The organism is Thioclava dalianensis, from assembly GCF_000715505.1.
Taxonomy (GTDB): domain Bacteria; phylum Pseudomonadota; class Alphaproteobacteria; order Rhodobacterales; family Rhodobacteraceae; genus Thioclava; species Thioclava dalianensis.
This window is the reverse complement of the sequence record NZ_JHEH01000016.1, coordinates 11,745-36,450: the sequence shown is the minus strand read 5'-3', so window position 1 is coordinate 36,450 and position 24,706 is coordinate 11,745. Positions and strand designations below refer to the sequence as shown.

22 protein-coding genes are annotated in these 24,706 nt (G+C 63.4%); 13 read left to right on the top strand and 9 right to left on the bottom strand.

The genetic code is table 11. The features are described from left to right. Positions 1-116 precede the first annotated feature (116 nt). Complete coding sequence (locus DL1_RS21900; RefSeq protein WP_169740911.1) at positions 117-284, top strand: hypothetical protein; 168 nt, start codon at positions 117-119, stop codon at positions 282-284. 144 nt (positions 285-428) lie between these two features. Here the strand turns inward: DL1_RS21900 and DL1_RS12945 are convergent, their stop codons facing one another. The 3 genes from DL1_RS12945 to DL1_RS12935 form a co-directional block, all read right to left on the bottom strand. Then, positions 429-1,526 carry a TRAP transporter substrate-binding protein gene (locus tag DL1_RS12945; RefSeq protein WP_038066957.1) on the bottom strand — a complete coding sequence of 366 codons (1,098 nt, stop codon included), beginning with the start codon at positions 1,524-1,526 and terminating at the stop codon, positions 429-431. 270 nt (positions 1,527-1,796) lie between these two features. Continuing rightward, a complete protein-coding gene (locus tag DL1_RS12940) occupies positions 1,797-2,627 on the bottom strand; it encodes an arginyltransferase (RefSeq protein ID WP_038066954.1) in 831 nt (276 codons plus the stop codon). A 149-nt stretch (positions 2,628-2,776) separates the two neighbouring features. Continuing rightward, positions 2,777-3,235: a DUF2852 domain-containing protein gene (locus tag DL1_RS12935; RefSeq protein ID WP_038066953.1), complete on the bottom strand. Its 459-nt coding sequence runs from the start codon at positions 3,233-3,235 to the stop codon at positions 2,777-2,779. A gap of 324 nt (positions 3,236-3,559) precedes the next feature. Between DL1_RS12935 and DL1_RS12930 the strand changes: the two genes are divergently transcribed. The 3 genes from DL1_RS12930 to DL1_RS12920 all read left to right on the top strand — a co-directional run bounded on the left by DL1_RS12930 (position 3,560) and on the right by DL1_RS12920 (position 7,058). Next, positions 3,560-4,510 (top strand): TAXI family TRAP transporter solute-binding subunit, encoded by a 951-nt coding sequence (locus DL1_RS12930; RefSeq protein WP_038066950.1) that lies wholly within the window; start codon positions 3,560-3,562, stop codon positions 4,508-4,510. A 77-nt stretch (positions 4,511-4,587) separates the two neighbouring features. Further along, entirely contained in the window at positions 4,588-6,672 is a 2,085-nt protein-coding gene (locus DL1_RS12925; protein WP_038066947.1) for a TRAP transporter permease, read from the top strand. After that, a complete protein-coding gene (locus DL1_RS12920) occupies positions 6,669-7,058 on the top strand; it encodes a DUF1850 domain-containing protein (RefSeq protein ID WP_038066944.1) in 390 nt (129 codons plus the stop codon). Before DL1_RS12925 ends, DL1_RS12920 begins: the two co-directional genes overlap by 4 nt. Before the next feature lie 3 nt (positions 7,059-7,061). Here DL1_RS12920 and DL1_RS12915 read toward each other — a convergent pair whose 3' ends face one another. Both DL1_RS12915 and DL1_RS12910 read right to left on the bottom strand, forming a co-directional pair. Beyond that, a complete protein-coding gene (locus tag DL1_RS12915; RefSeq protein WP_038066941.1) occupies positions 7,062-7,529 on the bottom strand; it encodes a DUF6869 domain-containing protein in 468 nt (155 codons plus the stop codon). Continuing rightward, complete coding sequence (locus tag DL1_RS12910; protein ID WP_038066939.1) at positions 7,526-9,121, bottom strand: peptide chain release factor 3; 1,596 nt, start codon at positions 9,119-9,121, stop codon at positions 7,526-7,528. Before DL1_RS12910 ends, DL1_RS12915 begins: the two co-directional genes overlap by 4 nt. 138 nt (positions 9,122-9,259) lie before the next feature. On the opposite strand from DL1_RS12910, the gene DL1_RS12905 reads away from it, so the two are divergent. Next, positions 9,260-11,695, top strand: a complete 2,436-nt coding sequence (locus tag DL1_RS12905; protein WP_038066937.1) for an ATP-dependent helicase — start codon at positions 9,260-9,262, stop codon at positions 11,693-11,695. 30 nt (positions 11,696-11,725) lie between these two features. Here DL1_RS12905 and DL1_RS12900 read toward each other — a convergent pair whose 3' ends face one another. Next, entirely contained in the window at positions 11,726-12,193 is a 468-nt protein-coding gene (locus DL1_RS12900) for a YbaK/EbsC family protein (RefSeq protein ID WP_038066934.1), read from the bottom strand. Between the two features lie 125 nt (positions 12,194-12,318). Here DL1_RS12900 and glnE point away from each other — a divergent pair, with 125 nt between their 5' ends. Both glnE and DL1_RS12890 read left to right on the top strand, forming a co-directional pair. Next, on the top strand, positions 12,319-15,096 hold the full coding sequence (gene glnE / locus DL1_RS12895; protein ID WP_038066931.1) for a bifunctional [glutamate--ammonia ligase]-adenylyl-L-tyrosine phosphorylase/[glutamate--ammonia-ligase] adenylyltransferase: 2,778 nt from the start codon (positions 12,319-12,321) through the stop codon (positions 15,094-15,096). Further along, positions 15,097-15,378, top strand: a complete 282-nt coding sequence (locus DL1_RS12890) for a hypothetical protein (RefSeq protein ID WP_245739536.1) — start codon at positions 15,097-15,099, stop codon at positions 15,376-15,378. It begins immediately after the preceding gene. Between the two features lie 5 nt (positions 15,379-15,383). Here DL1_RS12890 and eda read toward each other — a convergent pair whose 3' ends face one another. After that, a complete protein-coding gene (gene eda / locus DL1_RS12885) occupies positions 15,384-16,025 on the bottom strand; it encodes a bifunctional 4-hydroxy-2-oxoglutarate aldolase/2-dehydro-3-deoxy-phosphogluconate aldolase (RefSeq protein WP_038066928.1) in 642 nt (213 codons plus the stop codon). Positions 16,026-16,141: 116 nt separating this feature from the next. Then, on the bottom strand, positions 16,142-17,947 hold the full coding sequence (gene edd / locus DL1_RS12880; protein ID WP_038066926.1) for a phosphogluconate dehydratase: 1,806 nt from the start codon (positions 17,945-17,947) through the stop codon (positions 16,142-16,144). A 190-nt stretch (positions 17,948-18,137) separates the two neighbouring features. On the opposite strand from edd, the gene DL1_RS12875 reads away from it, so the two are divergent. From DL1_RS12875 to pgi, 6 genes are all read left to right on the top strand, one after another. After that, complete coding sequence (locus DL1_RS12875; RefSeq protein ID WP_038066923.1) at positions 18,138-19,334, top strand: RSP_2647 family RNA methyltransferase; 1,197 nt, start codon at positions 18,138-18,140, stop codon at positions 19,332-19,334. Next, positions 19,331-19,873: an RSP_2648 family PIN domain-containing protein gene (locus DL1_RS12870; protein ID WP_038066920.1), complete on the top strand. Its 543-nt coding sequence runs from the start codon at positions 19,331-19,333 to the stop codon at positions 19,871-19,873. The genes DL1_RS12875 and DL1_RS12870 overlap by 4 nt, the downstream gene beginning before the upstream one ends. 42 nt (positions 19,874-19,915) lie before the next feature. Continuing rightward, a complete protein-coding gene (locus tag DL1_RS12865) occupies positions 19,916-20,416 on the top strand; it encodes a DUF2478 domain-containing protein (RefSeq protein WP_038067055.1) in 501 nt (166 codons plus the stop codon). A gap of 106 nt (positions 20,417-20,522) precedes the next feature. After that, positions 20,523-21,977, top strand: coding sequence for a glucose-6-phosphate dehydrogenase (zwf, locus tag DL1_RS12860; protein ID WP_038066918.1), 1,455 nt, complete (start codon positions 20,523-20,525; stop codon positions 21,975-21,977). Continuing rightward, on the top strand, positions 21,974-22,645 hold the full coding sequence (gene pgl / locus DL1_RS12855) for a 6-phosphogluconolactonase (RefSeq protein WP_038066916.1): 672 nt from the start codon (positions 21,974-21,976) through the stop codon (positions 22,643-22,645). Before zwf ends, pgl begins: the two co-directional genes overlap by 4 nt. Before the next feature lie 3 nt (positions 22,646-22,648). Beyond that, positions 22,649-24,256 carry a glucose-6-phosphate isomerase gene (pgi, locus tag DL1_RS12850; RefSeq protein WP_038066913.1) on the top strand — a complete coding sequence of 536 codons (1,608 nt, stop codon included), beginning with the start codon at positions 22,649-22,651 and terminating at the stop codon, positions 24,254-24,256. On the opposite strand, the gene DL1_RS12845 is transcribed toward pgi, so the two are convergent. Beyond that, on the bottom strand, positions 24,253-24,675 hold the full coding sequence (locus tag DL1_RS12845; RefSeq protein ID WP_038066911.1) for a DUF1489 family protein: 423 nt from the start codon (positions 24,673-24,675) through the stop codon (positions 24,253-24,255). The genes pgi and DL1_RS12845 overlap by 4 nt on opposite strands. Between the last annotated feature and the right edge of the window lie 31 nt (positions 24,676-24,706).

The window sequence follows — 24,706 nt, the reverse complement described above, 5'->3', positions numbered from 1 at the left end:
GCCAAGCGGCGGTCCCTCGGGGCCGCCGTTTTCTTTTGGGGCGGGAACCAAAGCGGCGATGGCGCGTCTGTTCTTTATGTCGATGAAACGCGTCGACCTCAGAAAAGGATAAATCCATGCGTGTACTGGCTTTAGTAGTAGTTTCGGGTCTGACTGTCTCACTCTCTGCCTGCGGACATACAGTCACGCAGCGCGCGGCCACCGGTGGCGTGGGCGGGCTGGTTGTAGCGGGTCCGATTGGCGCGGTTGCAGGTGCAACGGCGGGTGCGGCCACGACCAAGTAAGACTGCGGGCAAGGTCTCCCGCGCCGAACGGTTCGGGGCAGGCGGGGCGTGGCCCCGCCCGCAGGTCGTCGCAGCACAGGCCAACGAAAAACCCCGGCGCTGATGGGCGCCGGGGCTGAACTCTCTATTGGTGAGACGCTTCGCTCAGAGCAGACCTTTGTTGTTCTGGCTCATCATGAAGTACGAGTAGTTGAACTCGGCGACCTGCGACCAGGTGAACCAATCCTTGCGGAAGTCCTTGATCGAGCCCCAGATCTTCGCGAATTCGGGGTTGTTGGCTTCCATCTCCGCATAGACTTCGTTGGCCGCGTTGAAACAAGCGTCCATGATCTCGGGCGAGAACGGGCGCAGCTTCGTGCCATTGGCCACAAGGGTCTTGAGTGCTGCCGGGTTCTTGTAGTCGTATTTCTGCAGCATGTCCGCATCGGCCGCCTGACAGGCGGTGTGCAGCAGGCTTTTATACTGCTCGGGCAGGCCTTCCATCTGCTCTTTCGAGAACATGAAGTGGACCGTCGGGCCACCTTCCCACCAGCCGGGATAGTAGTAATAGGGCGCGACTTTGTAGAAGCCGAGCTTTTCATCGTCATAGGGGCCGACCCATTCGGTCGCATCGATCGTGCCCTTCTCAAGCGCCGGGTAGATATCGCCGCCTGCGATCTGCTGCGGCACGAGGCCCAGTTTTTCCATGACCTTGCCTGCAAAGCCACCGATCCGCATCTTCAGACCTTTGAGGTCGTCGACGGTGTTGATCTCCTTGCGGAACCAGCCGCCCATCTGGGTGCCCGTGTTGCCGCCCGGCAGGCCGTAGAGGCCTTGCTTGCCGAGGAACTCGTTATACAGCTCGATCCCGCCGCCATGGTAGTGCCAGGCGTTCATCCCGCGTGCGTTGAGCGAGAAGGGCACGGCTGCGCCAAGCGCCCAAGTCGGGTCTTTGCCCCAGAAATAGTAGCCCACGGTGTGACAGGCCTGCACCGTCCCGTTCATCACGGCATCGGCGACCTGAAGGCCGGGAACGATCTCGCCCGCGGCGAAGACTTGGATCTTGAAGTTGCCGTCAGATCCCTCTTCGACCATTTTCGACATGACCTCGGCACCGCCATAGATCGTGTCGAGCGATTTCGGGAAAGACGAGGCAAGGCGCCAAGTGATCTGCGGGTTCGATTGCGCGATGGCAGGCGCGGCCAGCGTGCTGGCGGCAGCGCCACCCAGCGCCGCTTTGGTCAAAAAGGAACGACGGTCCATTTGGATCCTCCCATGGATTGTTATGTGCGGGACACGGGTCTCGCCGCCTGATGCCGGTCTCCAATCCGTCACAGGCCTGTATGGAAAGTTTCACCAGATGACGAAACTGTCCAGACAAGGCAAAGACTTAACGCCAAATATCACGAAAAGTTGAGGTCCGTAAAGAGGGCAAATAAACCTATGGGAGAGGGCTGCGCAGAAGATGAGCGTACGCCTCAAATCCGGGCGTTTGAGCCCGTGCGCTTTGCTCTGATATTTGCGCAGCGGGGCTTATTCGCCGCGGGTATCGGGCAGCTGGATGCGGGCCACCTGATCGGCGATCGGGTCAATCGAGAGGGGATGCGTTTCGCCCTCGTGATCGGCGGGATTGCCGATATCGATCCACTGACCGCCCTTGAAGATCTCGAGCGCTGCGAAATTCGCCTTATAGCCCATCTTGCGCGAGCCGGGCACCCAATAGCCAAGATAGACATAGGGCAGCCCCACGCGGCGCGCGATCTCGATATGATCGAGGATCAGGTACGTACCCAAACTGTCCTTGATCCGGTCGGGCTCATAGAAGGAATAGACCATCGACAGCCCGTCATCGAGCACATCGGTCAGGCAGGTCGCGATCAGCGCGCGCATCGATCCTGGCGTATCGGCGCTTTCGCGATATTCGATGACCCGCGATTTCACCGGCGTCTCCTCGATCATCGCGGCAAACTCGAAAATATCCATATCGGCCATACCACCATCGGCGTGGCGCAGATCGAGATAGCGGCGGAACAGGGCGTATTGTTCCTCGGTGGCCCAAGGGCTGGTCGCGGTACGCTTGAGATCGCCATTGCGCTTGAGTACACGGCGCTGCGATTTCGTGGTGCTGAAATCGGCCACCCGGATGCGCGCAGAAAGACACGCCGTGCATTCCGCGCAGGAGGGGCGGTAGAGCACGTTTTGTGAGCGCCGGAAGCCCTGACGCGAGAGCGAATTGTTGAGCTTTTCCGCGCCCTCACCTTGCAGGGCGGTAAACAACTTCCGCTCGGACCGCCCGTCGAGATAGGGGCAGGTCTGCGGGGCAGTCACATAGAACTGCGGTGCAAGAGGAAGCGAATGGCGCATGGTGCGAGCAAATCCGGGCTGGGCATTACTTGAAGGCTAGCAAAGCAACGCGTCGGGGCCAAGTGTTTCGTCACTACGACATAATCAGCGCCCCGGCGAGTTCAACCGGGGCGCTGCAACGTGACTTTTGTCAGATCTGGAGAGCGAGCTCAGTTCTGGGCGCGCGCATCCTCGTCATGGCTTTCTGCGGCAGCCTTGGCCCGATCTTCCATATATTGGTCGAACTCGGCCTTGTCGCGGGCTTCGCGCAGACGGCGCAGGAAGTCTTCGAACTCTTGCTGCTCGCGCTCCAGCCGCTCGATCGTGTCGGTACGGTAGGCGTCGAACGCGGCGTTGCCGGTGCTGCGCGACATGTGGAAGCTGCGCCCGCCGCAGCGGTGCCGAACGCGGCTCATCCGGTCTTCGCCGCCGCGCCAGCGCCGACCGAAGCGGCCCGTGAACAAGATGAAGGCCAGCAAGACAAGCCCAAGCGGACCTGCAAAGATAAAGCCTGCGACCATCAGCGCGATCCAAGCGCCCGGGCCGTTGCCGTCCATCCAGTCGATGGCGCGGGTGAACCAGTTGCCCCGCATGGCGGGAGCGTTGGTGTTGGTGGCGTAAGCCGACATTGGAGACCTCCGGTTTGGGTGATGTAAATGCGTTTCACATACCCAAGATCGGGTGCCAAAGGGTGGCTTGCAAGAGGTGATGTGAATGATTTTTACATCATCCGCTTAGTGCGCTGAAATCGTTTTCTTTTTATGCAACTGCTGAAAGCGTGATCAGAGGCGAAGGAAAGCGGGCCCTGGGTGGACGTCGGCGGGATCAATGCACGGGCAGTGCTTGATAAATTTCGTCTCGGCTCCGTGATTTGAATTGATCTGAGGGCAAAAATATTCACCATGGGCGCAGGTCTCACACGCGAGGTGGGGCAGGTATATGGGAGGGAAACGATGTTTCACAGCATCAAGATCGGCGCGCTTGTCGCCGGTGCGATTGCGCTGAGTGCGCCGGTTGCAAAGGCCGAAACCTTTATCAACATTCTGACCGGCGGCACCTCGGGGGTGTACTATCCGCTGGGTGTGGCGATCTCGGAAATCTACGGCCAGGATATGCCCGATACCCGCGTTCAGGTCCAATCCACCAAAGCATCGGTTGAAAACCTCAACCTGCTGCAGCAGGGCCGCGGCGAGCTGGCCTTCGCGCTGGGCGATTCGGTGAAAGATGCGTGGGAAGGCAATGTCGATGCGGGCTTCAAGGCCAAGCTGGGCAAGCTGCGCGCCATCGCCGCGATCTATCCGAACTACATTCAGATCGCAGCGCTCAAAGGTGCGGACGCCACGACGATCACCGATCTCAAAGGCAAGTCCGTCTCGGTCGGTGCGGCGAAATCGGGCACCGAACTGAATGCGCGCAAGATCTTTGAAGCGGCGGGCATGAGCTATGACGATCTCGGCAAGGTCGAGTATCTGCCCTTCGCAGAATCGGTGGAGCTGATGAAGAACCGCCAGCTTGACGCGACCTTCCAGTCCTCGGGGCTGGGGAGTGCGGCGCTCAAGGATCTTTCGACCACGCAGGACGTGACCTTCGTGTCGATCCCGGCAGAGATCTCCGAGAAGCTGGGCGCGCCCTATCAGGCGGGTGTAATTCCGGCCGGCACCTATCCGGGACAGGATGCCGATGTGCCGACCGTGGCCATCACCAATATTCTGGTCACCCGCGAAGGTGTCTCGGATGACGAAGCCTATGCGATGACCAAGTTGATCTTTGAGCATCTCGACACGCTCAAGGCGGCCCATTCCGCAGCCGAAGGCATCTCGCTGGAGAATGCGGTCAAGGGTCTGCCGATCCCGCTGCATCCGGGTGCAGAGCGCTATTATAAAGAAAAAGGCGTGCTGAAGTAAGACAGCGCAAAGCTGAAAAAATGGGGGCGGCGCGCATGGCGTGGCCGCCCCTCGACACTCTTGGGGGGACAGACATCATGAGCGACACGACGCAGGGCCACCCGGCCGAAGACACGCAGCACGACCCTTTGGCCGAAGGGTTTCCGGCGAGCCCGGAGGGGCGTGCTCTGTTCTGGCTGGCAGTCGCTTTCTCGCTTTGGCAGATCGCCTTTGCCGCGCATGTGATCACCCCGTCAAGCCAAGTCGCCCGCGCGATCCATGTGGGCTTCCTTCTGGCGCTGGGCTTTCCGCTCTTGTCGATTGCCAAAGGCTACGGGACGGCGGCGAAATCCCTGTGCTATGCGCTCGCGGCCTGTGGCGTTGCGGTCGCAGCCTATCAATGGATTGAATACACACCGCTCTTGCTGCGCGCGGGCGATCCGACGACGCTCGATCTGATCGTAGGCTCGGTGCTGATCGTCTGCGTCTTCTCGGCGGCGTGGCTCTTGATGGGCCCCGCATTGCCGATCATCTCCGGCGCTTTCCTCGCCTATGCGTTTCTCGGGCAATATCTGCCCTCACCGTTCAATCACCGCGGCTACGCGTTCGAGCAGGTGATCGAGCAGATGAGCTACGGCACGGAAGGGATCTACGGCATCCCGACCTATGTGTCGGCCACCTATATTTTCCTGTTCATCCTCTTTGGTTCGTTTCTTGAGAAAGCCGGGATGATCAAGCTGTTCACCGATGTCTCGCTGGGTATGGTCGGCCATAAGATGGGCGGCGCGGCCAAGGTCTCGGTGCTGTCATCGGGGCTGATGGGCACGATTTCGGGCTCGGGCGTGGCGAATGTCGTTACCACCGGTCAGTTCACCATCCCGCTGATGAAAAGCTTCGGCTACCGCTCGGCCTTTGCGGGCGGGGTCGAGGCGACCGCCTCCATGGGCGGGCAGATCATGCCGCCGGTGATGGGCGCTGTGGCCTTCATCATGGCCGAGACGCTGGGCGTCGACTATGTCGAGGTCGTCAAGGCCGCGTTGATCCCGGCCATTCTGTATTTCCTCGGCGCCTTCTGGATGGTGCATCTTGAGGCGGGCAAGCGCAATCTGCGCGGCTTGGCGAAGTCCGAGCTGACCAGCCCGCGCAAGGCGCTGCGCGAGGGGTGGTATCTGCTGCTGCCGCTGGGCGTGCTGGTTTACCTGCTCTTTACCGGCTACACGCCGCTCTTTGCGGGCACAGTGGGCCTGTCGCTGACCGGTCTGCTGATCCTTGGCGGCTCGGTTGCGCTGGGTCTGCCCAATCAGGTGCTTCGCATCATCTTCTGGATCATTATCGCGCTGATCGCGGGCGCTTTCTTTGAAGTCGGCATCTGGGCGGTGCTGGGCGCGGTTGCGGTTTTGATAGCGATCAACGTCTTCTCCAAAGGCGGGCGCGAGACGCTGGCGCTGTGCCGGGACAGTCTGGCCGATGGCGCGAAAACCGCGCTGCCGGTGGGCATCGCCTGTGCGCTGGTCGGCACGATCATCGGTGTGATGACGCTAACCGGGGCTGCCACGACCTTCGGGCAGTTCATCGTGGGCGTGGGTAAGACCTCGCTGTTTCTCTCGCTCGTCCTTACGATGATCACCTGTATCGTGCTTGGGATGGGGATTCCGACGATCCCGAACTACATCATCACCTCCTCGATCGCGGGGCCTGCGCTGCTGGCGCTCGGTGTGCCGCTGATCGTGAGCCATATGTTCGTCTTCTATTTCGGCATTCTGGCGGATCTGACACCACCGGTGGCGCTGGCCTGTTTTGCCGCCGCGCCCATCGCCAAGGAAAGCGGGCTCAAGATCAGTTTCGAGGCGATCAAGGTCGCGGCGGCGGGCTTCGTTGTGCCCTTCATGGCGGTCTATACACCGGCGCTGATGCTGCAAGATGGCGGTGCGCTTGCCACCGCGATCGGCTACTGGCCCGCGGTGGCCTATGTGATCCTCAAAGCGGTGATCGCGATTGCGCTTTGGGGTGTGGCGGTGATTGGCTGGCTCGGGCGCCCGATGGCGCTGTGGGAGCGTGGCTTGGCGATGGCGGGGGCCTTTACGCTGGTTGCGGCGCTGCCGCTCACCGATGAGATCGGCTTTGCGCTGGTGGCGCTGTTCGCGGCGCTGTGGTGGATGCGCCGGTCTCAGGTTCCCGCATGAGCGCGTGCCTGATGATTGGCGCGGCGATGGTCGCGCTCGCGCCTTCGGGGCAGTTCACGCTGGAATGGACCCATTCGGTCGAGAAAGAGGGCTGGCGTGAGCATTGGCAGGTCACCGACGATCATCGGCTGCGGCTGGAAGGGGCGGCGGTCAAGGGCTCGGGCGCGGGGATGGAGCCCGGCCCGGGCGGTCATTTCGAGAAAGGCTGGTGGGTCTGGACCACAGACGGCCCGGTCGTGCCCGCGCTGGAACTCGCAGCCTCGGGGGCCACGGTCTCGGGCTGGTCCTTTTGCTCGGGCCATCAGTGCCGGGTGATCGGGGCCGAGCGCGAAGCCCCCGTGCGGCTCGCGCCCTGCGCCAAGGATGATGCGGGCGCGGGGGGCTGAGGCTTAGCGCGGCGGCAGCGCGCCGCCCATATCGAGCCCGGTGGGCATCGCATTCGCCCGTGCCTTCTCAATCCGTGCCCAGAGATCGGGATCGGCCTCGTCGGCGGGCCAGACCCCGGTGAGCGCATAGGCGAAGCGCTTGGAATGACGCGCCTCGCGCTCGATCTTGTCGATATACTCCGCGCCGTGATCAGCGATCAGGTCCTCAAGCGGGCCTGCCGCCAGCATCACCGCCTGCCAGATCGTCTCGGACCCCTCAAGCGCTTTGCGGATGAACACCCAAAGCGCGTCGGGATGCGCGCGCAGCTCATAGACGCACATTACCGACCACGGGAAATCCTCGCCCTCCGGCTCTTCGCGATTGTCCGAAAGCCAGAGCGCCACCAGATCCTCAATCGTACGCACATCTTCTGGCGCATTGGCCGCGTTGCACAGCACCGAGGTCAGTTCGAGGGGCAGGGGCGTGCTCACTGCATCATCTCCTTGGTGGCCGACAGGGTGACCCCCTCATAGTCGCGCGCCACACGGTCGATATCCCATTGCAGACGGGTCAGGAACACGATGTCGCCGTCATGGTCGTAGCTGATATGCTGCTTATTGGCATTGACCAGCTTGTCGACCGCCGCCTTGTCGCCCTGCACCCAGCGGGCAGAGGTGAACTGGCTTGCCTCAAAGCGCACGGGGATGCCGTATTCCAGCTCGATCCGCGAGGCCAGAACCTCGAATTGCAGCGCGCCCACGACGCCCACGATGAAGCCCGAACCAATCGCGGGCTTGAAGACTTTGGCCGCACCCTCTTCGGCGAATTGCATCAGCGCCTTTTCCAAGTGCTTGCCCTTCATCGGGTCCGTCGCGCGCACCGATTGCAGCAATTCGGGCGCGAAGCTGGGGATGCCGGTGAAATGCAAAACCTCGCCTTCGGTCAGCGCATCACCGATGCGCAGCTGCCCGTGGTTCGGAATGCCCATGATGTCGCCGCCCCAAGCCTCTTCAGCCAATTCGCGGTCGGCGGCCAGAAACAGCACCGGGTTCGAGATCGACATCGGTTTCTTGGTGCGCACATGGGTGAGCTTCATGCCGCGATTGAAATGGCCCGACACGAGCCGCACGAAGGCCACCCGGTCGCGGTGCTTGGGGTCCATATTGGCCTGCACCTTGAAGACGAATCCCGCGACCTTGGCCTCTTCGGGGGGCACGTCGCGTTCGGCGGCTTTCTGAACCTGCGGCTCGGGGCCGTATTCGCCGATCCCGTCCATCAATTCCTTGACGCCAAAGCTGTTGATCGCCGAGCCAAACCAGATCGGCGTCATATGCCCTTCCAAAAAGCTCTGCCGGTCGAAGGTGGGGAGCAACTCGCGCGCCATCTCGACCTCTTCGCGCAGCTTCGCGAGCAGCTCGGCGGGGACGTGATCTTTCAGCTTCGGATCTTCCAGACCTGAGATCGAGATGCTTTGCGCGACTTTGTTGCGATCCGCCCGGTCCATTATATCGAGCCGGTCGTGGATCAGATCATAGGCGCCGATAAAGTCGCGCCCGACGCCGATCGGCCAGCTGGCCGGGGCCACGTCGATTGCGAGGTTTTCTTGAATTTCGTCAATAATCTCGAACGTATCGCGGCTTTCGCGGTCCATTTTGTTGCAAAAGGTCAAGATCGGCAGATCGCGCAGACGGCACACCTCGAACAGTTTGCGGGTCTGGCTTTCGACGCCTTTGGCCCCGTCGATCACCATGATCGCCGCATCCACCGCCGTCAGCGTGCGGTAGGTATCTTCCGAGAAATCGCTGTGGCCGGGCGTGTCGACGAGGTTGTATCGATAGTCGCGATACTCGAAGGACATGGCCGAGGCCGAGACCGAGATCCCGCGATCTTGCTCCATCTTCATGAAATCCGAGCGCGTGCGCCGCGCCTCACCCTTGGCGCGCACCTGACCCGCCATCTGAATGGCGCCCCCGAACAGCAGGAACTTCTCAGTCAGCGTGGTCTTGCCGGCATCCGGGTGCGAGATGATCGCAAAGGTCCGGCGGCGGGCGATTTCGGCGGGAAGGGCGGGGCGATTTGTCATGGCACGCATTTAGCCTGCCCGCGCGCGCCTTGCAATCACGCATAGCGGAGCGGATGCCCGCATTCGCAGGAATAAAAAATGCGAACAGATGCTGAACACGGGCTTTTCCTTAGCGCCCGCAGCGTCTAGATTGCCGCCATGAGTGGGATGTATGACGACGATCCGTATGAAGGGGCGATGAGCCTGTCGCAACGTGCAATGACCGCACGCGGCGCGCCCTATCTTGAGGGCCTCAACACCGAGCAACGCGCGGCGGTCGAAGCGCTTGATGGTCCGGTCCTGATGCTGGCGGGCGCAGGCACGGGCAAGACCCGCGCGCTCACCTGCCGGATCGCGCATCTGCTCAATACCGGGCGGGCGCGTCCCAATGAGATCCTCGCCGTGACCTTCACCAACAAGGCAGCGCGCGAGATGAAAGAGCGGGTCGGTGCGCTTCTGGGCACCGGGATCGAGGGGATGCCGTGGCTGGGCACCTTCCATTCGGTCTGCGTCAAGCTGCTGCGCCGTCATGCCGAGCTGGTGGGGCTCAAGTCGAATTTCACCATTCTCGACACGGATGATCAGATCCGCCTGCTCAAGCAATTGATCCTTGCCGCAGATATCGACGAAAAACGCTGGCCCGCGCGGCAATTGGCCGGGCTGATTGATGGCTGGAAGAACCGCGCGCTGACGCCTGAAAAGGTCTCGGGGCGCGAGGCTGCGGATTTCAATCATCGCGGCTCGGAGCTTTACGCAAGCTATCAGGCCCGGCTCAAGACGCTCAACGCGGTGGATTTCGGCGATTTGCTATTGCATGTGGTGACGATCTTTCAGACCCACCCGGATGTGCTTGAGCAATATCAGCGCTGGTTCAAATATATTCTCGTCGACGAGTATCAAGATACCAACGTCGCGCAATATCTCTGGCTGCGGCTGCTCGCGCAGGGGCATCGCAATATCTGCTGCGTGGGCGATGACGATCAGTCGATCTATGGCTGGCGCGGTGCCGAGGTCGGCAACATCCTGCGCTTTGAAAAGGATTTTCCGGGCGCGACTGTGATCCGGCTTGAGCAGAATTACCGCTCGACCGAGCATATTCTGGCTGCTGCTTCCGGGCTGATTGCCGAGAATTCGGGCCGTCTGGGCAAGGAACTGTGGACCGCCGCCGAGGGCGGCGACAAGGTGCGCCTGATCGGCCATTGGGACGGCGAGGAAGAAGCGCGCTGGATCGGCGAAGAGGCCGAGGCCGCGCAGCGTGGCACCCGTGGCAATGATCCGGTCAGCCTGAACGATCAGGCGATTCTCGTGCGCGCCTCGCATCAGATGCGCGCGTTCGAGGACCGGTTCCTGACGATCGGTCTGCCCTACCGTGTGATCGGCGGGCCGCGCTTTTATGAGCGTCTCGAGATCCGCGATGCGATGGCCTATTTCCGCCTTGCCGTCTCGCCCGAGGATGATCTGGCTTTTGAGCGCGTGGTCAATACGCCCAAACGCGGCTTGGGCGACAAGGCCGTTCAGAAAATCCAGATTGCGGCGCGCGAGAACGGGCTGAGCCTTGTCGAGGGCGCGCGGCTGGTGCTGCAAGAGGGCGCGTTATCGGGCAAGGCCGCTGGTCAGCTGCGGCTCTTTGTGGAAAATCTCCTGCGCTGGCACCAAGAGATCCGCGACGCATCGCCCGCCACGGCCAGAACAGCCGCCGAGGATGACGATCTGCTGATCGAGCCCGAGCCGGGCGGTGTGGCCCCGGCCAATGACCTGAGCCATGTCCGTCTTGCAGAGCAGATTCTTGAGGAATCGGGCTATGTCCAGATGTGGCAAAACGACAAGACGCCCGAGGCTCCGGGGCGGCTTGAGAACCTCAAGGAACTGGTCAAGGCGCTTGAGCAGTTCGAGAACCTGCAGGGTTTTCTCGAACATGTCGCGCTGATCATGGATAATGACAAGCAAGAGACCGAAGAGAAGATCTCGATCATGACTCTGCACGGCGCCAAGGGGTTGGAATTTCCCGTGGTGTTCCTGCCCGGCTGGGAGGACGGCCTGTTCCCAAGCCAGCGTGCGATGGATGAGGGCGGGCTGAAATCGGTCGAGGAGGAGCGCCGTCTGGCCTATGTCGGCATCACCCGGGCCGAGCGGCTATGCACGATCTCATTTGCGGGCAACCGCCGGGTCTATGGTCAGTGGCAAAGCCAGATGCCGTCGCGCTTCATCGACGAGTTGCCCGCCGCGCATGTCGATGTGCTCACCCCGCCGGGTCTTTATGGCGGTGGCGGGTTCGGGGGCCTGTCATCGAGCCCCGCGATGGAGGACCGTGCGGCGCGCGCCGATGTCTACAACTCCCCCGGCTGGCGGCGGCTGCAACAGGCCAGCACCCGCGGCGCGGCCCAGCCCCGAGCGGCGCGCAACATGATCATCGATGCCAGTGGCGAGAGCGATTTCGAGATCGGGGACCGCGTGTTTCATAAGAAATTCGGCTATGGCGAGGTGATGGGCTCGGAGGGGGACAAGCTGGTGGTCGAGTTCGACAAGGCCGGGGAGAAGCACCTGCTGGCAGGCTTTGTCGTGCCCGCCGAGAGTGCCGATGACGTGCCGTTCTGAGCACTGGCTCAGATGCCGTCAGCCGCTGGCTTAAAGCGTGAAATCGGCCTTTTCCGCGCCGCTGATGCGCAACAGCTCTGCCGGTGCGATGCGGAAAATATGACGCGGTGTCCCGGCGGCCGCCCAGATGACGTCGAAATCACATAGACGCGGATCGAAAAAGCAGCGTGTCGGATGCAGATGTCCCAGCGGTGCCACGCCTCCGATCGCGAACCCCGTGCGTTCCCGGATCAATGCGGCATCGGCCTTGCCCAGCGGTTCGGCTGCGAGCGCGCTGGCCTTGGCATCGCAGACCCGGTTGCCGCCTGCCGTGATGAACAAGATCACATCGCCGCTCTCCGCGCCCTGAAAGATGATCGACTTGGCGATCTGATCAAGCGTGCAACCTGCCGATTGCGCGGCGAGGTCTGCGGTGCGCGCCTCACCCACTTCGCGGATCTCATGCTCGGCGCCTGCCGCCTCGAGGGCCGCGCGCACGCGTTTGAGGGATTTGCTCATGCTGTGCCTTCCGTCTTGAGGTCTGGCCGAAGAGAAAGCCGCCTCCGGCGGAGGTATTTATAACCCGGTGAAAGGGTTAGACCAGCCCCATTGACCCGACGCGCGCGCGAGGCCAACGTGCAGACATGTCCTTTGCATCTCGCCTGACCCGCTGTCCCATTCCTTTCGATCCCGAGCGCGGCGCGGAGGCGCGGGCGCGGTTTGACGACTGCGCCCCGGAGCTGCGCGATTTGCTGGAAGGCACCGCCGGGTGCAGCCCGTTTTTAAAATCCGCGATGGAGATCGAGGAGGCGTGGCTGCGCGCGGCGCTGGCGCTTTCGCCCGAAGACGCGCTGGCTGGGGAGCTGGATCGACTTGAACCCATTGCCCTGTCCGAGTTGCCGGTGGAGCTGCGCCGCGCCAAGCGTCGGATCGCGGTTTTGGTGGCGCTTGCCGATCTGGGGGGCGTTTGGCGTTTGGAGGAGGTCACGGGCGCTCTGACGCGCTTTGCCGATCTCGCGGTTGATCTCGCGCTCAAGCGGTTGGTGGGCGAGGAGATCCGGCGTGGCAAGATCCCCGGCGCGACTGAGGAGGATGTCGGAACGGCTGCGGGGATGGTGGCGCTTGCGATGGGCAAGATGGGGGCGGGGGAGCTGAACTACTCCTCCGATATCGACCTGATCTGTCTGTTTGATGAGACCCGCTATGCCCCATCGGACCGGATGGAGGCACGGGCGGGGCTGATCCGGGCCACGCGCAAAATGGCCGCGATGCTCAATGATCGCACGGCGGAGGGCTATGTGTTTCGCACCGATCTGCGGCTGCGCCCCGATGCCTCGGTCACGCCGGTCTGTATCTCAATGGGATCGGCAGAGCTTTATTACGAGGCCGAGGGGCGCACTTGGGAGCGGGCCGCCTATATCAAGGCGCGCCCCTGTGCGGGCGATCTTGCGGCCGGTGCGCGGTTCCTGGAGACCCTGCGCCCCTTTGTCTGGCGCAAGCATCTGGATTTCGCGGCGATTCAGGATGCCCATGACATGCGGCTGCGCATTCGGGCGCATAAAGGGCTGCATGGTCCGATTGCAGCGGCTGGGCATAATATCAAACTGGGTCAGGGCGGCATTCGCGAGATCGAGTTTTTCACCCAGACCCGGCAGTTGATCGCGGGCGGGCGCGACGAGAGCTTGCGCCAATCCACCACCGTGGGCGGTTTGCGCGCGCTGGCGGCACAGGGCTGGGTGCCCGAGCCTGTCTCTGAGGAGTTGATCGATCACTACCGCGCGCATCGCGAAATCGAGCACCGGTTGCAGATGGTCAATGACACCCAGACGCAGATCCTGCCGTCTGATCCCGACGGGCTTGCGCGGATCGCCGCGATGATGGGCGAGAGTGATGGCAAGGCGTGGTGCGAGCGGCTTCGCACGCGTCTGGCGCGGGTCGAAAGCCTGACGGATGACTTCTTTGCCCCCGATGCCGCCGAAGAGGCTGCGCCCGAGCTGAGCGAGGCCGCGCAGGCGCTGGTCGAGGGATGGACGGGCTATCCGGCCCTGCGCTCGGAGCGCGCGCGCACGCTGTTTGCGCGGCTTGAGCCCGATTTGCTGGGGCGCTTTCAGCGCGCGGCCAATCCCGACGAGGCGCTGGCGCAGTTCGACGGGTTTCTCAAGCATTTGCCCGCCGGGGTACAGCTCTTCTCGCTTTTCGAGGCCAATCCCAGCCTGATCGATCTGATCGTGGATATCTGCGCGACATCGCCTGCGCTCGCAAGTTACCTGTCGCGCAATGCAGGCGTGCTCGATGCGGTCTTGGGCGGCAGCTTCTTTTCGGCATGGCCCGGGGGCGAGGGGCTGCGCGCGGATCTGACCGCGCTGCTTGAGCGGGTGGAGGATTACGAGACCGCACTCGATGCGACGCGGCGTTGGGCGAAGGAGTGGAAGTTCCGCGTGGGCGTGCATCACCTGCGCGGCTTGATCGAGGCCGAGGAGGCCGCCGCGCAATATAGCGATATCGCGGGGGCGATCTTGGCGGAGATCTGGCCGCGGGTGACGGCGGAATTTGCGCGCCGCTACGGGCCGTGCCCGGGGCGTGGGGCGGTTGTCCTGGGGATGGGCAGCCTTGGCGCCGAACGGCTCAACGCGCAATCGGATCTGGATTTGATCGTGATCTACGATGCCGATGGGCAGGAGTATTCCGAGGGTAAGAAACCTTTACCCGCAAGGTCTTATTACGCGAAGCTCACGCAGGCATTGATCACCGCGCTGAGTGCGCCGATGCCGGAAGGCACGCTTTATGAGGTCGATATGCGGCTGCGGCCCTCGGGGCGGCAGGGGCCGGTTGCGACGGCCTTGCAGAGCTTTGCAAGCTATCAGATGGAGGAGGCCTGGACCTGGGAGCATCTGGCTTTGACGCGGGCGCGTCCGGTCGCGGGATCAAGGGCGCTGGCCGAGGATGTCGAGGCGATCCGCTTGCAGGTTCTGGAGGCAAAAGGGCGCGGCGCTGAGGTGCTGGCGGATCTGGCGCAGATGCGGGCGCGGATCTTTGCGGCCAAGCCGGTCGATGGTCCGTGGGAGGCCAAGATCGGCCCCGGACGGCTGCAAGATATCGAACTGCTGGCCCAGAGCTTTGCGCTGCGTGACGGGGCGCCAGTGCGCAAGGTCTCGGCGCAGTTGCGGCTGGGGCGGCGTGTGGGGCTTGTGACGGGGCCGCAGGCGGATGCGTTGGCGCAGGCCTATCGGTTGCTCTGGCAGGTGCAGGCAGCGGCGCGCTTGCTGTCGGAGAAACGGCTCGATATGGAGGCCATTGGCGAGGGTGGACGCGCCTTCATCCTGCGCGAGACCGGTGCGGAGAGCCTCAAGGCCCTCGAGGCGCGGCTGAGCGAGGTGACAAAGGCGGCAGGCGCTGTCGTGGATCAGGTATTGGAGGGCTGAATGGGGCGTGTCGTGATGAGTGTCGGTGAGGCCGACCCGAAGGGCTTGATCCGCGAAAGCTACCGGATCGACGCGATCACCGAGGCCGAATGCCGTTCGATTTTCGTCGACTGGGCGCTCAGCCTGCCCGTGGGCGTGGATGCGCAGGATGCGATCCGAACGGTCTTGCTGGCCTATGAGGGCGCGACCGATCATCCGATGAGTGTGGTTCTGGCGCAGGGGCTGACACGTGAGGGCGGCACGCCCGCGCGCCGAGGAGGCTGGCGCGGGCGGCGCGTTTGAGCCGTTCAGCGGGGCAGGGCTGCGGCCTCGGCGGCAAGCGCCTCGATGCCCGCCCAATCACCGGCCTGAACCAGCTTGTCGGGGGCGACCCAAGAACCACCGGCGCATAGCACGTTCGGCAGGCTTAGGTAATCATTGGCATTTTTCAGGCTCACCCCGCCGGTTGGGCAGAACGAGACCTGCGGGATCGGCGCGCCGATGGCTTTGATCGCAGGGGCACCGCCCGAGGCTTCGGCGGGGAAGAACTTGAGCACGTCAAACCCCATTTCGTAGAGCTTCATCACCTCGGACGCGGTCGCAGCCCCAGGCAAGAGCGGCAGGCCTTCGTCTTCGCAGGCTTTCACGAGACGCTCGGTCGCCCCCGGCGAGACGCCGAATTTCGCACCAGCCGCCTTAGCCGCTTTGACATCGGCCGGCGTGAGCAGCGTGCCCGCACCCACCATGCCGCCATCCACATCGGCCATCGCGCGGATCGCATCGAGCGCACAGGGCGTGCGCAGCGTCACTTCCAGCGCGGGCAGGCCGCCTTTCACCAGCGCCTCGGCCAGCGGACGGGCATGGGCGACCTCGCGCACGACGATCACCGGCACGATCGGGGCCAAGGCGCAGACCTTGCGGGCGGCGGCGGATTGTTCGCTAGGGGTCATGTCGTTCTCCAGTTTCCAGCGCCTGTGCCGGGCGCATGATTCAGGGGGCAAGAATAAGGGCGCAGGGGGCGCCAAGCCACGCTCCCTGCATGAATAGCGCCGTTACCGGCGAAAGATCAAACCACCACCGAGGCGCCCTTGGTCGAGGGGCCGACATGGGTGCGGAAGGCGGCGAACAGCTCGCGGCCAATGCCGAATTGGTTGCCGCTCAGATCGGGCTCGACCGGGCTGCGGTCTTCGAAACCTTCGGTCAGGCAGGTCAGCTCGCCGGTGAGCGCATCGAGGCGAACGATATCGCCATCCTGGAGTTTCGCCAGCGGTCCACCATCGGCGGCCTCCGGGCTGACATGGATCGCGGCGGGCACCTTGCCGCTCGCGCCCGACATCCGGCCATCAGTGACCAGCGCCACCTTCAGGCCGCGATCTTGCAGCACCGAGAGCGTGGGGGTGAGCGAGTGCAGCTCGGGCATGCCATTGGCCTTGGGGCCTTGGAAGCGCACGACAACCACGATGTCTTCGGTGAATTCGCCGCGTTTGAAGGCGGCTTTCACATCGTCCTGATCGTGGAACACACGGGCCTTGGCCTCGATGTGACGGCGCTCTTCGGCAACCGCCGAGACCTTGATCACGCCGCGACCCAGATTGCCGTCCAGCTGCTTGAGCCCGCCAGTCTTCTGGAACGGATCAGCGCTGGTGCGCAGGACTTTCTCGTTCTGGCTGTCTTCGGGACCATCGACCCAGATCAGCCCCTCTTCGGTCAGTTTGGGTTCTTGCATGTAATGCCGCATGCTCTCGCCCGAGACGGTCTTGGCGTCTTCGTGCAGCAGCCCGTCTTGCAACAGGTGACGGATCATAAATTGCAGACCGCCAGCCGCGTGGAAGTGGTTCACATCGGCCAGACCGTTGGGATAGACCTTGGCCATCAGAGGGGTGACCGAGGAGATCTCGTCGAAATCCTCGAGATCCAGAATGATCCCGGCGGCCCGCGCCATCGCGGGCAGATGCAGGATGTGGTTGGTCGAGCCGCCCGTGGCCATCAGTCCGACGAGCCCGTTCACGAAGGCCTTCTCGTCCAGAACTTCGCCCGCGGGGCGGTAATCATTCCCAAGCGCCGTGATCGCGGCGGCCCGTTTCGCGCCCGCAACCGTCAGCGCTTCGCGCAGGGGCGTGTTGGGATTCACGAAAGAGCTGCCCGGCAGGTGAAGCCCCATGAATTCCATCAGCATCTGGTTGGTATTGGCGGTGCCGTAGAACGTGCAGGTGCCCGGCCCATGATAAGAGGCCATCTCGGCGGCCATAAGGGCTTTGCGGTCGACCTCGCCGGTGGCGAATTGCTGGCGCACCTTGGCCTTCTCGTCATTGGGCAGGCCGGAGGTCATCGGACCTGCGGGCAGGAACACCGCCGGAATGTGGCCGAAGGTCGCGGCCGCCATGATCAGACCGGGGACGATCTTGTCGCACACGCCCATGTAGAGGGCCGCGTCAAAGGTGTTGTGGCTCAGCGAAACCCCGGCGGCCAGCGCGATTACATCGCGCGAGAACAGAGACAGCTCCATGCCGGGTTGGCCCTGCGTGACGCCATCGCACATCGCGGGCACACCGCCTGCGACCTGCGCCGTGGCCCCGACCTCGCGCAGCGCGGCTTTGATGATCTGGGGGTAGGTCTCATAGGGCTGGTGGGCCGAGAGCATGTCGTTATAGGCGGTCACGATGCCCACATTGGGCGCGCGGCCTTCGGCTAGCGAGGCCTTGTCATCGCCCATCGCGGCATAGGCATGGGCCTGATTGCCGCATGAGAGATGCGCGCGCGTGGGCCCCTTGTCAGAGGCCTCCCGGATCCGGGCGAGATACGCGCCGCGCGACGCCTCGGAGCGTGCGCGAATCCGGTCTGTGACACGGTCGATGGTGGAATTGAGCGTCATTTCAGGGGGCCCTTTCCAAGCTGGCAGAGGTTGCTTGCGGCCATTTGGCCTTTGCCACTATGTACTCCGTTAGCGCTAACAGCGCAACCCGTAGGGTCACATCTTATTTGGGGCAGGCCTGTGGCGCGGCAAGGAGGGCCTTTCGCGCGCGCCGCGCAGAGCGTAGATAGGCGCAAATCAAGGAGAGATCATGTCCGATACGCGCCCCGTCGTTCGTTTGCGTCCCAAAGCCGAGGCCCGGGCGATCCGTCACGGCTTTCCGTGGGTCTATGCCGATGAGCTGGTCGTCGACCGCCGCACCAAGGCCATCGCGCCCGGCACCATCGCTGTGCTGGAAGATGGCGAGCGTCGCCCGCTTGGCACGGTGACGGTCAACCCGAATTCCAAGATCATCGCGCGGATGATGGATCGCGACCCCGAGGCGCAGATCGACCGCGCCTGGATCGCGGCGCGGCTTGAGCGGGCGCTGGCCCTGCGCGCACGGCTCTTCGAGCAGCCCTTCTACCGTTTGGTCCATGCCGAGGCCGACGGGCTGCCCGGTGTCATCATCGACCGGTTTGGCGATGCCGCCGTGATCCAGCCCAATGCGGCATGGTCCGATGTGATGCTGGCCGATCTCGAAGCGGCGCTGGTTGAGGTCACCGGGGTGAGCATCGTGCTCAAGAACGGCTCGGGCCGGGCGCGTACGCTTGAGGGGCTGCCCGAGGAGACCACGCTTTTGCGCGGCACGCTCGATGCGCCGATCCAGGTGCCGATGAATGGTGCAACCTATATGGCCGACCTTCTGGGCGGTCAGAAAACCGGGTTGTTCTACGATCAGCGTCCGAACCATGCCTTTGCCGCACGGCTCGCACACGGCGCCCGAGTGCTCGATGTGTTCTCGCATGTGGGCGGCTTCGGGCTTGCCGCATTGGCGGCGGGGGCTGAGAGCGCGCTGGCGGTTGATGGCTCTGCACCAGCCCTTGCGCTGGCCGAGCAAGGCGCCGCGGCGATGGGCGCCTCCGAGCGGTTCACGACGCGGCAGGGCGATGCGTTCGACACGCTCGAGGCGCTGTCGGGCGAGGGCGCGCAGTTCGATCTGGTGATCTGCGATCCGCCTGCCTTTGCGCCCGCAAAGCCTGCGCTTCAGGCCGGTCTGCGCGCTTATGACCGGATCGCGCGGATGGCCGCCCCGCTGGTCGCACCGGGTGGCTATCTTGTGCTGTGCTCCTGCTCGCACGCCGCCGATCTGCAGGCCTTCCGCAGCGCATGCACGCGCGGCATCGGCAAAGCGGCGCGCTCGGGCCAGTTGTTGCACACGGGCTATGCCGGTCCCGATCACCCGATGCAGCCGCAACTGGCCGAATCGGGCTATCTCAAGGCGCTGTTCTACAGGCTCGACGGATGAAGGCGGTCCTCGATGCCTGCGTGCTTTACCCAACGGTTCTGCGCGAGATCCTGATCGGGGCTGCGCGCGAGGGCCTCTACCAACCGCTCTGGTCGGCGCGTATCCTCGAGGAATGGGCGCGGGCGGCAGCCCGCCGCAACCCCGCCGACGAGGCTTTCGCGCGCGGCGAAATTGCCCTTCTGCGCGCGCGGTTCCCAAAGGCCGAGATCGCCGCTCAACCGGGGTTGGAGGCGCGCCTGCATCTGCCCGATGAGAACGACATTCACGTGCTCGCCGTGGCGATTGCGGGCAGTGCCGATGCGATCGTTACGCTCAACGCACAGGATTTTCCGCGCGGAACGCTGGCCGGGGAAGGGCTCGAGCGCCGCGATCCCGACGGGTTTCTCTGGCAGCTCCTGTCCGAGCAGCCTGAGCCCATGACCCGGATCGTCGAGGCTGTCCGCCTTGAGGCCGAGCGGCTTTCGGGCGTGCCACAACCGCTTCGGGCGCTGATGAAGCGGGCGCGCTTGCCGCGTCTTGGCAAGGCGCTTGCGGGCTGAGGGCGCTTGACCTCGCCGCGCCATCGCATCAAACCGATCTCCATGCTTGGCTATATCACCTGTGACACCCGTGGCGCGGCGGACCTGCTGCTCGCCGATTTTGCCGACCGGATGCTGTCCGAAGGGCGGGCCGTGATCGGTATGGTGCGCGCCGATGTGGTAAGCCGGTTCGAGGGCGATATGCATTTGCGCCTTTTGCCCGGCGGCGAGGTGCACGCGATCTCGCAGCGGCTGGGGCGGGGCGCGGGGGCCTGCGTGCTCGATGCGGGCGCGCTGGAGGCTGTCGTGGCGCGGGTCGAGCGCGATCTGGCGGCGGCTCAGCCCGGGACGGTTGCGCTCTTCAACAAGTTTGGCAAGCAGGAGGCGGCGGGCCGTGGCTGCCGTGGGCTGATCGCAAGCGCGCTGGGCGCGGGGATGCCCGTGGTGCTGTCGGTGCCGCGCGAAACCCGCGCGGCCTTCGCGCAGTTCTCTGGCGGCGAGGCGCAAGAAATAGCGCCCAATCTCAATGCACTTACCGCTTTTCTGACCTCTTGGGGCGATTGATTGCAGCCAATCCTTTGCCTCGGTTTAGGCCAGTGCTAGACTCGAACAAATATAGCGACTAGAAGAGGGTCGTTAGCGCTAACGGTCCTCAAAAAGGGAGCAAACTATGGTTTCGCGCGTCATTCCCGTCGATCGCTTTGATCTGGTGATTTTTGGGGCAACAGGCGATTTGGCCAATCGCAAGATTTTGCCCGGGCTGTATCGCCGGGCGTTGGCCGGACAGATTCCCGATGGCTCGAAAATCATCGGGGCCGCCCGCACTGAGATGGGCGCTGAGGAGTTTCGCGCGCAGGTCAAAGCCGCCATACGCGAGCATGTTGAGCCCGCCAAGATCGAGGCCTCTGCCGTCAAGGATTTCCTTGCGATGCTGGACTATGTCGCGATCGATGCGAAGGGCGATGGCGGCTGGGACGAGCTCAAGACCAAGGTGCGCCCCGATGCTGTGAACGCCTTCTATTTCTCAGTTGCGCCTGCGCTCTTCGGGGATTTGGCGGAACGTCTGCATTCACGCGGCATTGCCGGGCCGGATGCGCGGATTGTGGTGGAAAAGCCCTTCGGGCGCGATCTCAAGTCGGCCAAGGCGCTCAACCGCGAGCTTGCCGCCCATTTCGACGAGGCGCAGATCTACCGGATCGACCATTACCTCGGCAAAGAAACCGTCCAGAACCTGATGGCGGTGCGGTTTGCAAATATCCTTTTCGAGCCGGTCTGGAATGCGCAATTTGTTGATCATGTGCAAATTACAGTGGCCGAAACTGTCGGTGTGGGCGGTCGCGGATCGTATTATGACAAGTCGGGCGCTATGCGCGACATGGTTCAAAACCACATGATGCAGCTTTTGTGCCTGATCGCGATGGAGCCGCCCTATCACTTTGATCCCGACGCCGTGCGCGACGAGAAGCTCAAGGTGATCCGCGCACTGCAGCCGGTCGCACCACAGGATATCGTGCGCGGTCAATACCTCGCGCGGGGCGACGAGGCGGGGTATCTAGAGGACTCGGAAGATCCGAACTCCAAGACCGAGAGCTATATCGCGCTCAAGGCGCATGTCGCGAACTGGCGCTGGACGAACACGCCTTTCTATCTGCGCACCGGCAAGCGGCTGCGCGCCCGGACCTCAGAGATCGCGATCACCTTCAAGGAGCCGCCGCATTCGATCTTCGACGAGGCCGAGGGCGAGTGGCGCGAGAACGTGCTAGTGATCCGGCTTCAGCCCAATGAGGGCATGAATCTCAAGATGATGATCAAAGAGCCGGGGCCGGGCGGGATGCGCCTTGTGCAGGTTCCGCTCGATATGTCCTTCGCCGAGGCTCTGGGCGAGGAGGCCGATATCACCGACGCCTATGAGCGGCTGATCATGGACGTGATCCGGGGCAACCAGACGCTGTTCATGCGCGGCGACGAGGTTGAGGCAGCCTGGGCCTGGACCGACCCGATCATCGAGGGCTGGGAGGCGCGTGGAGAGCGGCCCCAACCCTATGACAGCGGCACATCTGGCCCCGATGACGCGTTGATGCTGATGCATCGCGATGGTCGGCGTTGGAGGGAGATTCGCGAATGAATTTCCTAACTTACCCGGATCGGGACCTGTTGATGATGGGGCTGGCCGACAAGATCGCGACGCAGTTGCGCTCGGCCATCCGCACCGACGGTCGGGCCACGTTTTCTGTCCCCGGCGGCTCTACGCCGGGGCCGGTTTTCGACGCGCTCAGCGATATTGATCTTGAATGGGATAAGGTCGCGGTGCTGCTCAATGACGAGCGCTGGGTCGATGAGGGTTCGGAGCGCTCGAATACCCGTCTGATTCGCGAGCGTCTGCTGACCGGGCGCGCCGCCGCTGCGACGCTCGTGCCACTTTATGCCGATGCACCCCAGCCCGAGGACAAGATGGACGCGCTGGCCGAGGGGATTGCGCCGCATCTGCCGATCTCGGTGCTGTTGCTCGGGATGGGGGGCGATATGCACACGGCTTCGCTGTTCCCGGGCGCTGATCGCCTCGAAGAAGCGCTCTCGGATGACGCGCCGATCCTGTTGCCGATGCGCGCCGAGGCGGCCGGAGAGCCGCGGATCACGCTCTCGGCTCGGGTTTTGAGAGATGCGATGCAAACTCATATCCTGATCACCGGCGCTGAGAAGCGCGCGGCGATCGAGGCGGCGGACTCCCTTCCCGTGGCACAGGCGCCGGTGCGCGCGGTGCTGAAAAATGCGACTGTACATTGGGCTGAATAAGACATGAGCACTTGGCAAGATCTGCGCAGGAAATCCGACGCCGTGGCCGCGCGCCACATCTCGGATTTGTTCGAAAATGACAAGCGTGCCGCAGGGTTTACCCGTGAATTCGGGCCGTTTACGTTCGATTTCTCCAAGACCAATATCGACGATGAGACGCTCGATCTGTTGCTGAAACTGGCTCAGGAGCGCGATGTCGCAGGCAAGGCAGAGGCGATGTTCACCGGCGCTCCGATCAATGAGACCGAAGGCCGTGCGGTGCTGCATACGGCGTTGCGCAATCTCGACGCCTCGGTCGAGGTGGATGGCCGCGACGTGATGCCGGAGGTCCGCGCGACCTATGCAAGGATGGTCGAGTTCGCGAGCGCGGTGCGCAGCGGGGCCTTTGCCGGGCAGGGCGGCAAGATCACCGATGTCGTCAATATCGGCATCGGCGGCTCGGATCTTGGGCCCGCGATGGCCACGCTTGCGCTTGCGCCCTATCACGACGGGCCGCGCTGTCATTTCGTCTCGAATGTCGATGGCGCACATATTCATGACACGCTGGCGGGGCTCGATCCTGAGACGACGCTGGTGATCGTGGCCTCCAAGACCTTCACAACGATCGAGACGATGACCAATGCCGAGACCGCCAAGCGTTGGATGGGGCAGAGCGTCCGCGAGCCGGCCGCTCAGTTCGCGGCGCTCTCGACGGCGGCGGATAAGACGGCTGATTTCGGGATCGACCCGGCCCGCGTTTTTGGCTTTGCCGATTGGGTCGGCGGGCGCTACTCGATGTGGGGGCCGATTGGCCTGTCCGTGATGATCGCGGTCGGACCCGATGATTTCGCGCAGTTCCTCAAAGGGGCGGCGCAGATGGATGCACATTTCCGCGAAGCGCCGCTGGCCGAAAACCTTCCCGTGCTTTTGGCGCTGGTGGGCCTCTGGCACAACCAGTTTTGCGATTATGCGACGCGCGCGGTGCTGCCCTACGAGCAGCGCCTGCTGCGTCTGCCCGCCTATCTCCAGCAGCTCGAGATGGAGAGCAACGGCAAGCGTGTGTCGATGGATGGCAAGGATCTGCCCGTTCATTCCGGCCCCGTGGTCTGGGGGGAGCCGGGCACGAACGGCCAGCATGCCTTCTATCAGCTGATCCATCAGGGCACGCGAGTGATTCCTTGCGAATTCATGGTCGGCGCGCAGGGGCATGAGCCCGATCTGGCGCATCAGCATATGCTGCTTGTGGCGAATTGTTTGGCCCAGTCGGAGGCTTTGATGCGCGGTCGCTCGCTGGCCGAGGCCACGCAGATCATGCGCGACAAAGGGCTTGAGGGCGCAGAGCTGGATCGGCAGGCGCGCCATCGCGTCTTCCCGGGGTCGCGCCCCTCGACCACGCTGCTTTATCCCAAACTCACCCCGGAGGTGTTTGGCGGCATCATTGCGCTCTATGAGCACCGGGTTTTCGTCGAAGGTGCGATCCTCGGGATCAACAGCTTTGATCAATGGGGCGTGGAGCTGGGCAAGGAATTGGCGCTTGCGCTCTCGCCGGTTCTTTCGGGTGAGAAGGATGGGGCCGACAAAGATGGCTCGACCCGCCAGCTTGTCGCAAAAGTGCAGGGCTTGCGCGCTTAGCGCAGGCCGATCTCTGACAAGGCGACCGACAGCGCGCGGGGCAGGGCCTCTTCGCGGCTGCGGCCTTTGGGCAGATCGCGCGGCGCATCCTGCGCGGCAAGATAGCGCCAGCCCTGAAACGGGCGGCGCATCATCGCCTCGGTGCGGATCACCTCGCGATCCAGCAAGATCGCACAGCGCGAAATTCCGTCCGCCCCGATCCGTTCTTCGAGCCCGATCACCTTCTGACGCGCCAGCACGGCCCCCTTGAACACCCAATAGAGCGAGCCGCCGTTCAAAAGCTCAGCTTCGCGCTTGGGCCACATGCGCGTGACATGCGCGGCAGGTCCGGTATTGGCGTGCAGGGCTTGCCGGTCGATCAGATCCTCGACCTTCTCGGCGCCCACGCATAGCTTGATCAGATGTACCATATCGGCCATGTCACCCCCTGTGTGCCCTCAATATAATGCG

Coding starts and splice junctions, on each gene's coding strand:
- DL1_RS12930 (WP_038066950.1), top strand. CDS start 3,560: ATGTTTCACAGCATCAAGATCGGCGCGCTTGTCGCCGGTGCGATTGCG.
- DL1_RS12900 (WP_038066934.1), bottom strand. CDS start 12,193: ATGAGCAAATCCCTCAAACGCGTGCGCGCGGCCCTCGAGGCGGCAGGC.
- DL1_RS12905 (WP_038066937.1), top strand. CDS start 9,260: ATGAGTGGGATGTATGACGACGATCCGTATGAAGGGGCGATGAGCCTG.
- glnE (WP_038066931.1), top strand. CDS start 12,319: ATGTCCTTTGCATCTCGCCTGACCCGCTGTCCCATTCCTTTCGATCCC.
- DL1_RS21900 (WP_169740911.1), top strand. CDS start 117: ATGCGTGTACTGGCTTTAGTAGTAGTTTCGGGTCTGACTGTCTCACTC.
- edd (WP_038066926.1), bottom strand. CDS start 17,947: ATGACGCTCAATTCCACCATCGACCGTGTCACAGACCGGATTCGCGCA.
- pgl (WP_038066916.1), top strand. CDS start 21,974: ATGAATTTCCTAACTTACCCGGATCGGGACCTGTTGATGATGGGGCTG.
- eda (WP_038066928.1), bottom strand. CDS start 16,025: ATGACCCCTAGCGAACAATCCGCCGCCGCCCGCAAGGTCTGCGCCTTG.
- DL1_RS12845 (WP_038066911.1), bottom strand. CDS start 24,675: ATGGCCGATATGGTACATCTGATCAAGCTATGCGTGGGCGCCGAGAAG.
- DL1_RS12865 (WP_038067055.1), top strand. CDS start 19,916: ATGCTTGGCTATATCACCTGTGACACCCGTGGCGCGGCGGACCTGCTG.
- DL1_RS12940 (WP_038066954.1), bottom strand. CDS start 2,627: ATGCGCCATTCGCTTCCTCTTGCACCGCAGTTCTATGTGACTGCCCCG.
- DL1_RS12870 (WP_038066920.1), top strand. CDS start 19,331: ATGAAGGCGGTCCTCGATGCCTGCGTGCTTTACCCAACGGTTCTGCGC.
- DL1_RS12910 (WP_038066939.1), bottom strand. CDS start 9,121: ATGACAAATCGCCCCGCCCTTCCCGCCGAAATCGCCCGCCGCCGGACC.
- DL1_RS12875 (WP_038066923.1), top strand. CDS start 18,138: ATGTCCGATACGCGCCCCGTCGTTCGTTTGCGTCCCAAAGCCGAGGCC.
- DL1_RS12945 (WP_038066957.1), bottom strand. CDS start 1,526: ATGGACCGTCGTTCCTTTTTGACCAAAGCGGCGCTGGGTGGCGCTGCC.
- DL1_RS12925 (WP_038066947.1), top strand. CDS start 4,588: ATGAGCGACACGACGCAGGGCCACCCGGCCGAAGACACGCAGCACGAC.
- DL1_RS12920 (WP_038066944.1), top strand. CDS start 6,669: ATGAGCGCGTGCCTGATGATTGGCGCGGCGATGGTCGCGCTCGCGCCT.
- DL1_RS12935 (WP_038066953.1), bottom strand. CDS start 3,235: ATGTCGGCTTACGCCACCAACACCAACGCTCCCGCCATGCGGGGCAAC.
- DL1_RS12890 (WP_245739536.1), top strand. CDS start 15,097: ATGGGGCGTGTCGTGATGAGTGTCGGTGAGGCCGACCCGAAGGGCTTG.
- zwf (WP_038066918.1), top strand. CDS start 20,523: ATGGTTTCGCGCGTCATTCCCGTCGATCGCTTTGATCTGGTGATTTTT.
- pgi (WP_038066913.1), top strand. CDS start 22,649: ATGAGCACTTGGCAAGATCTGCGCAGGAAATCCGACGCCGTGGCCGCG.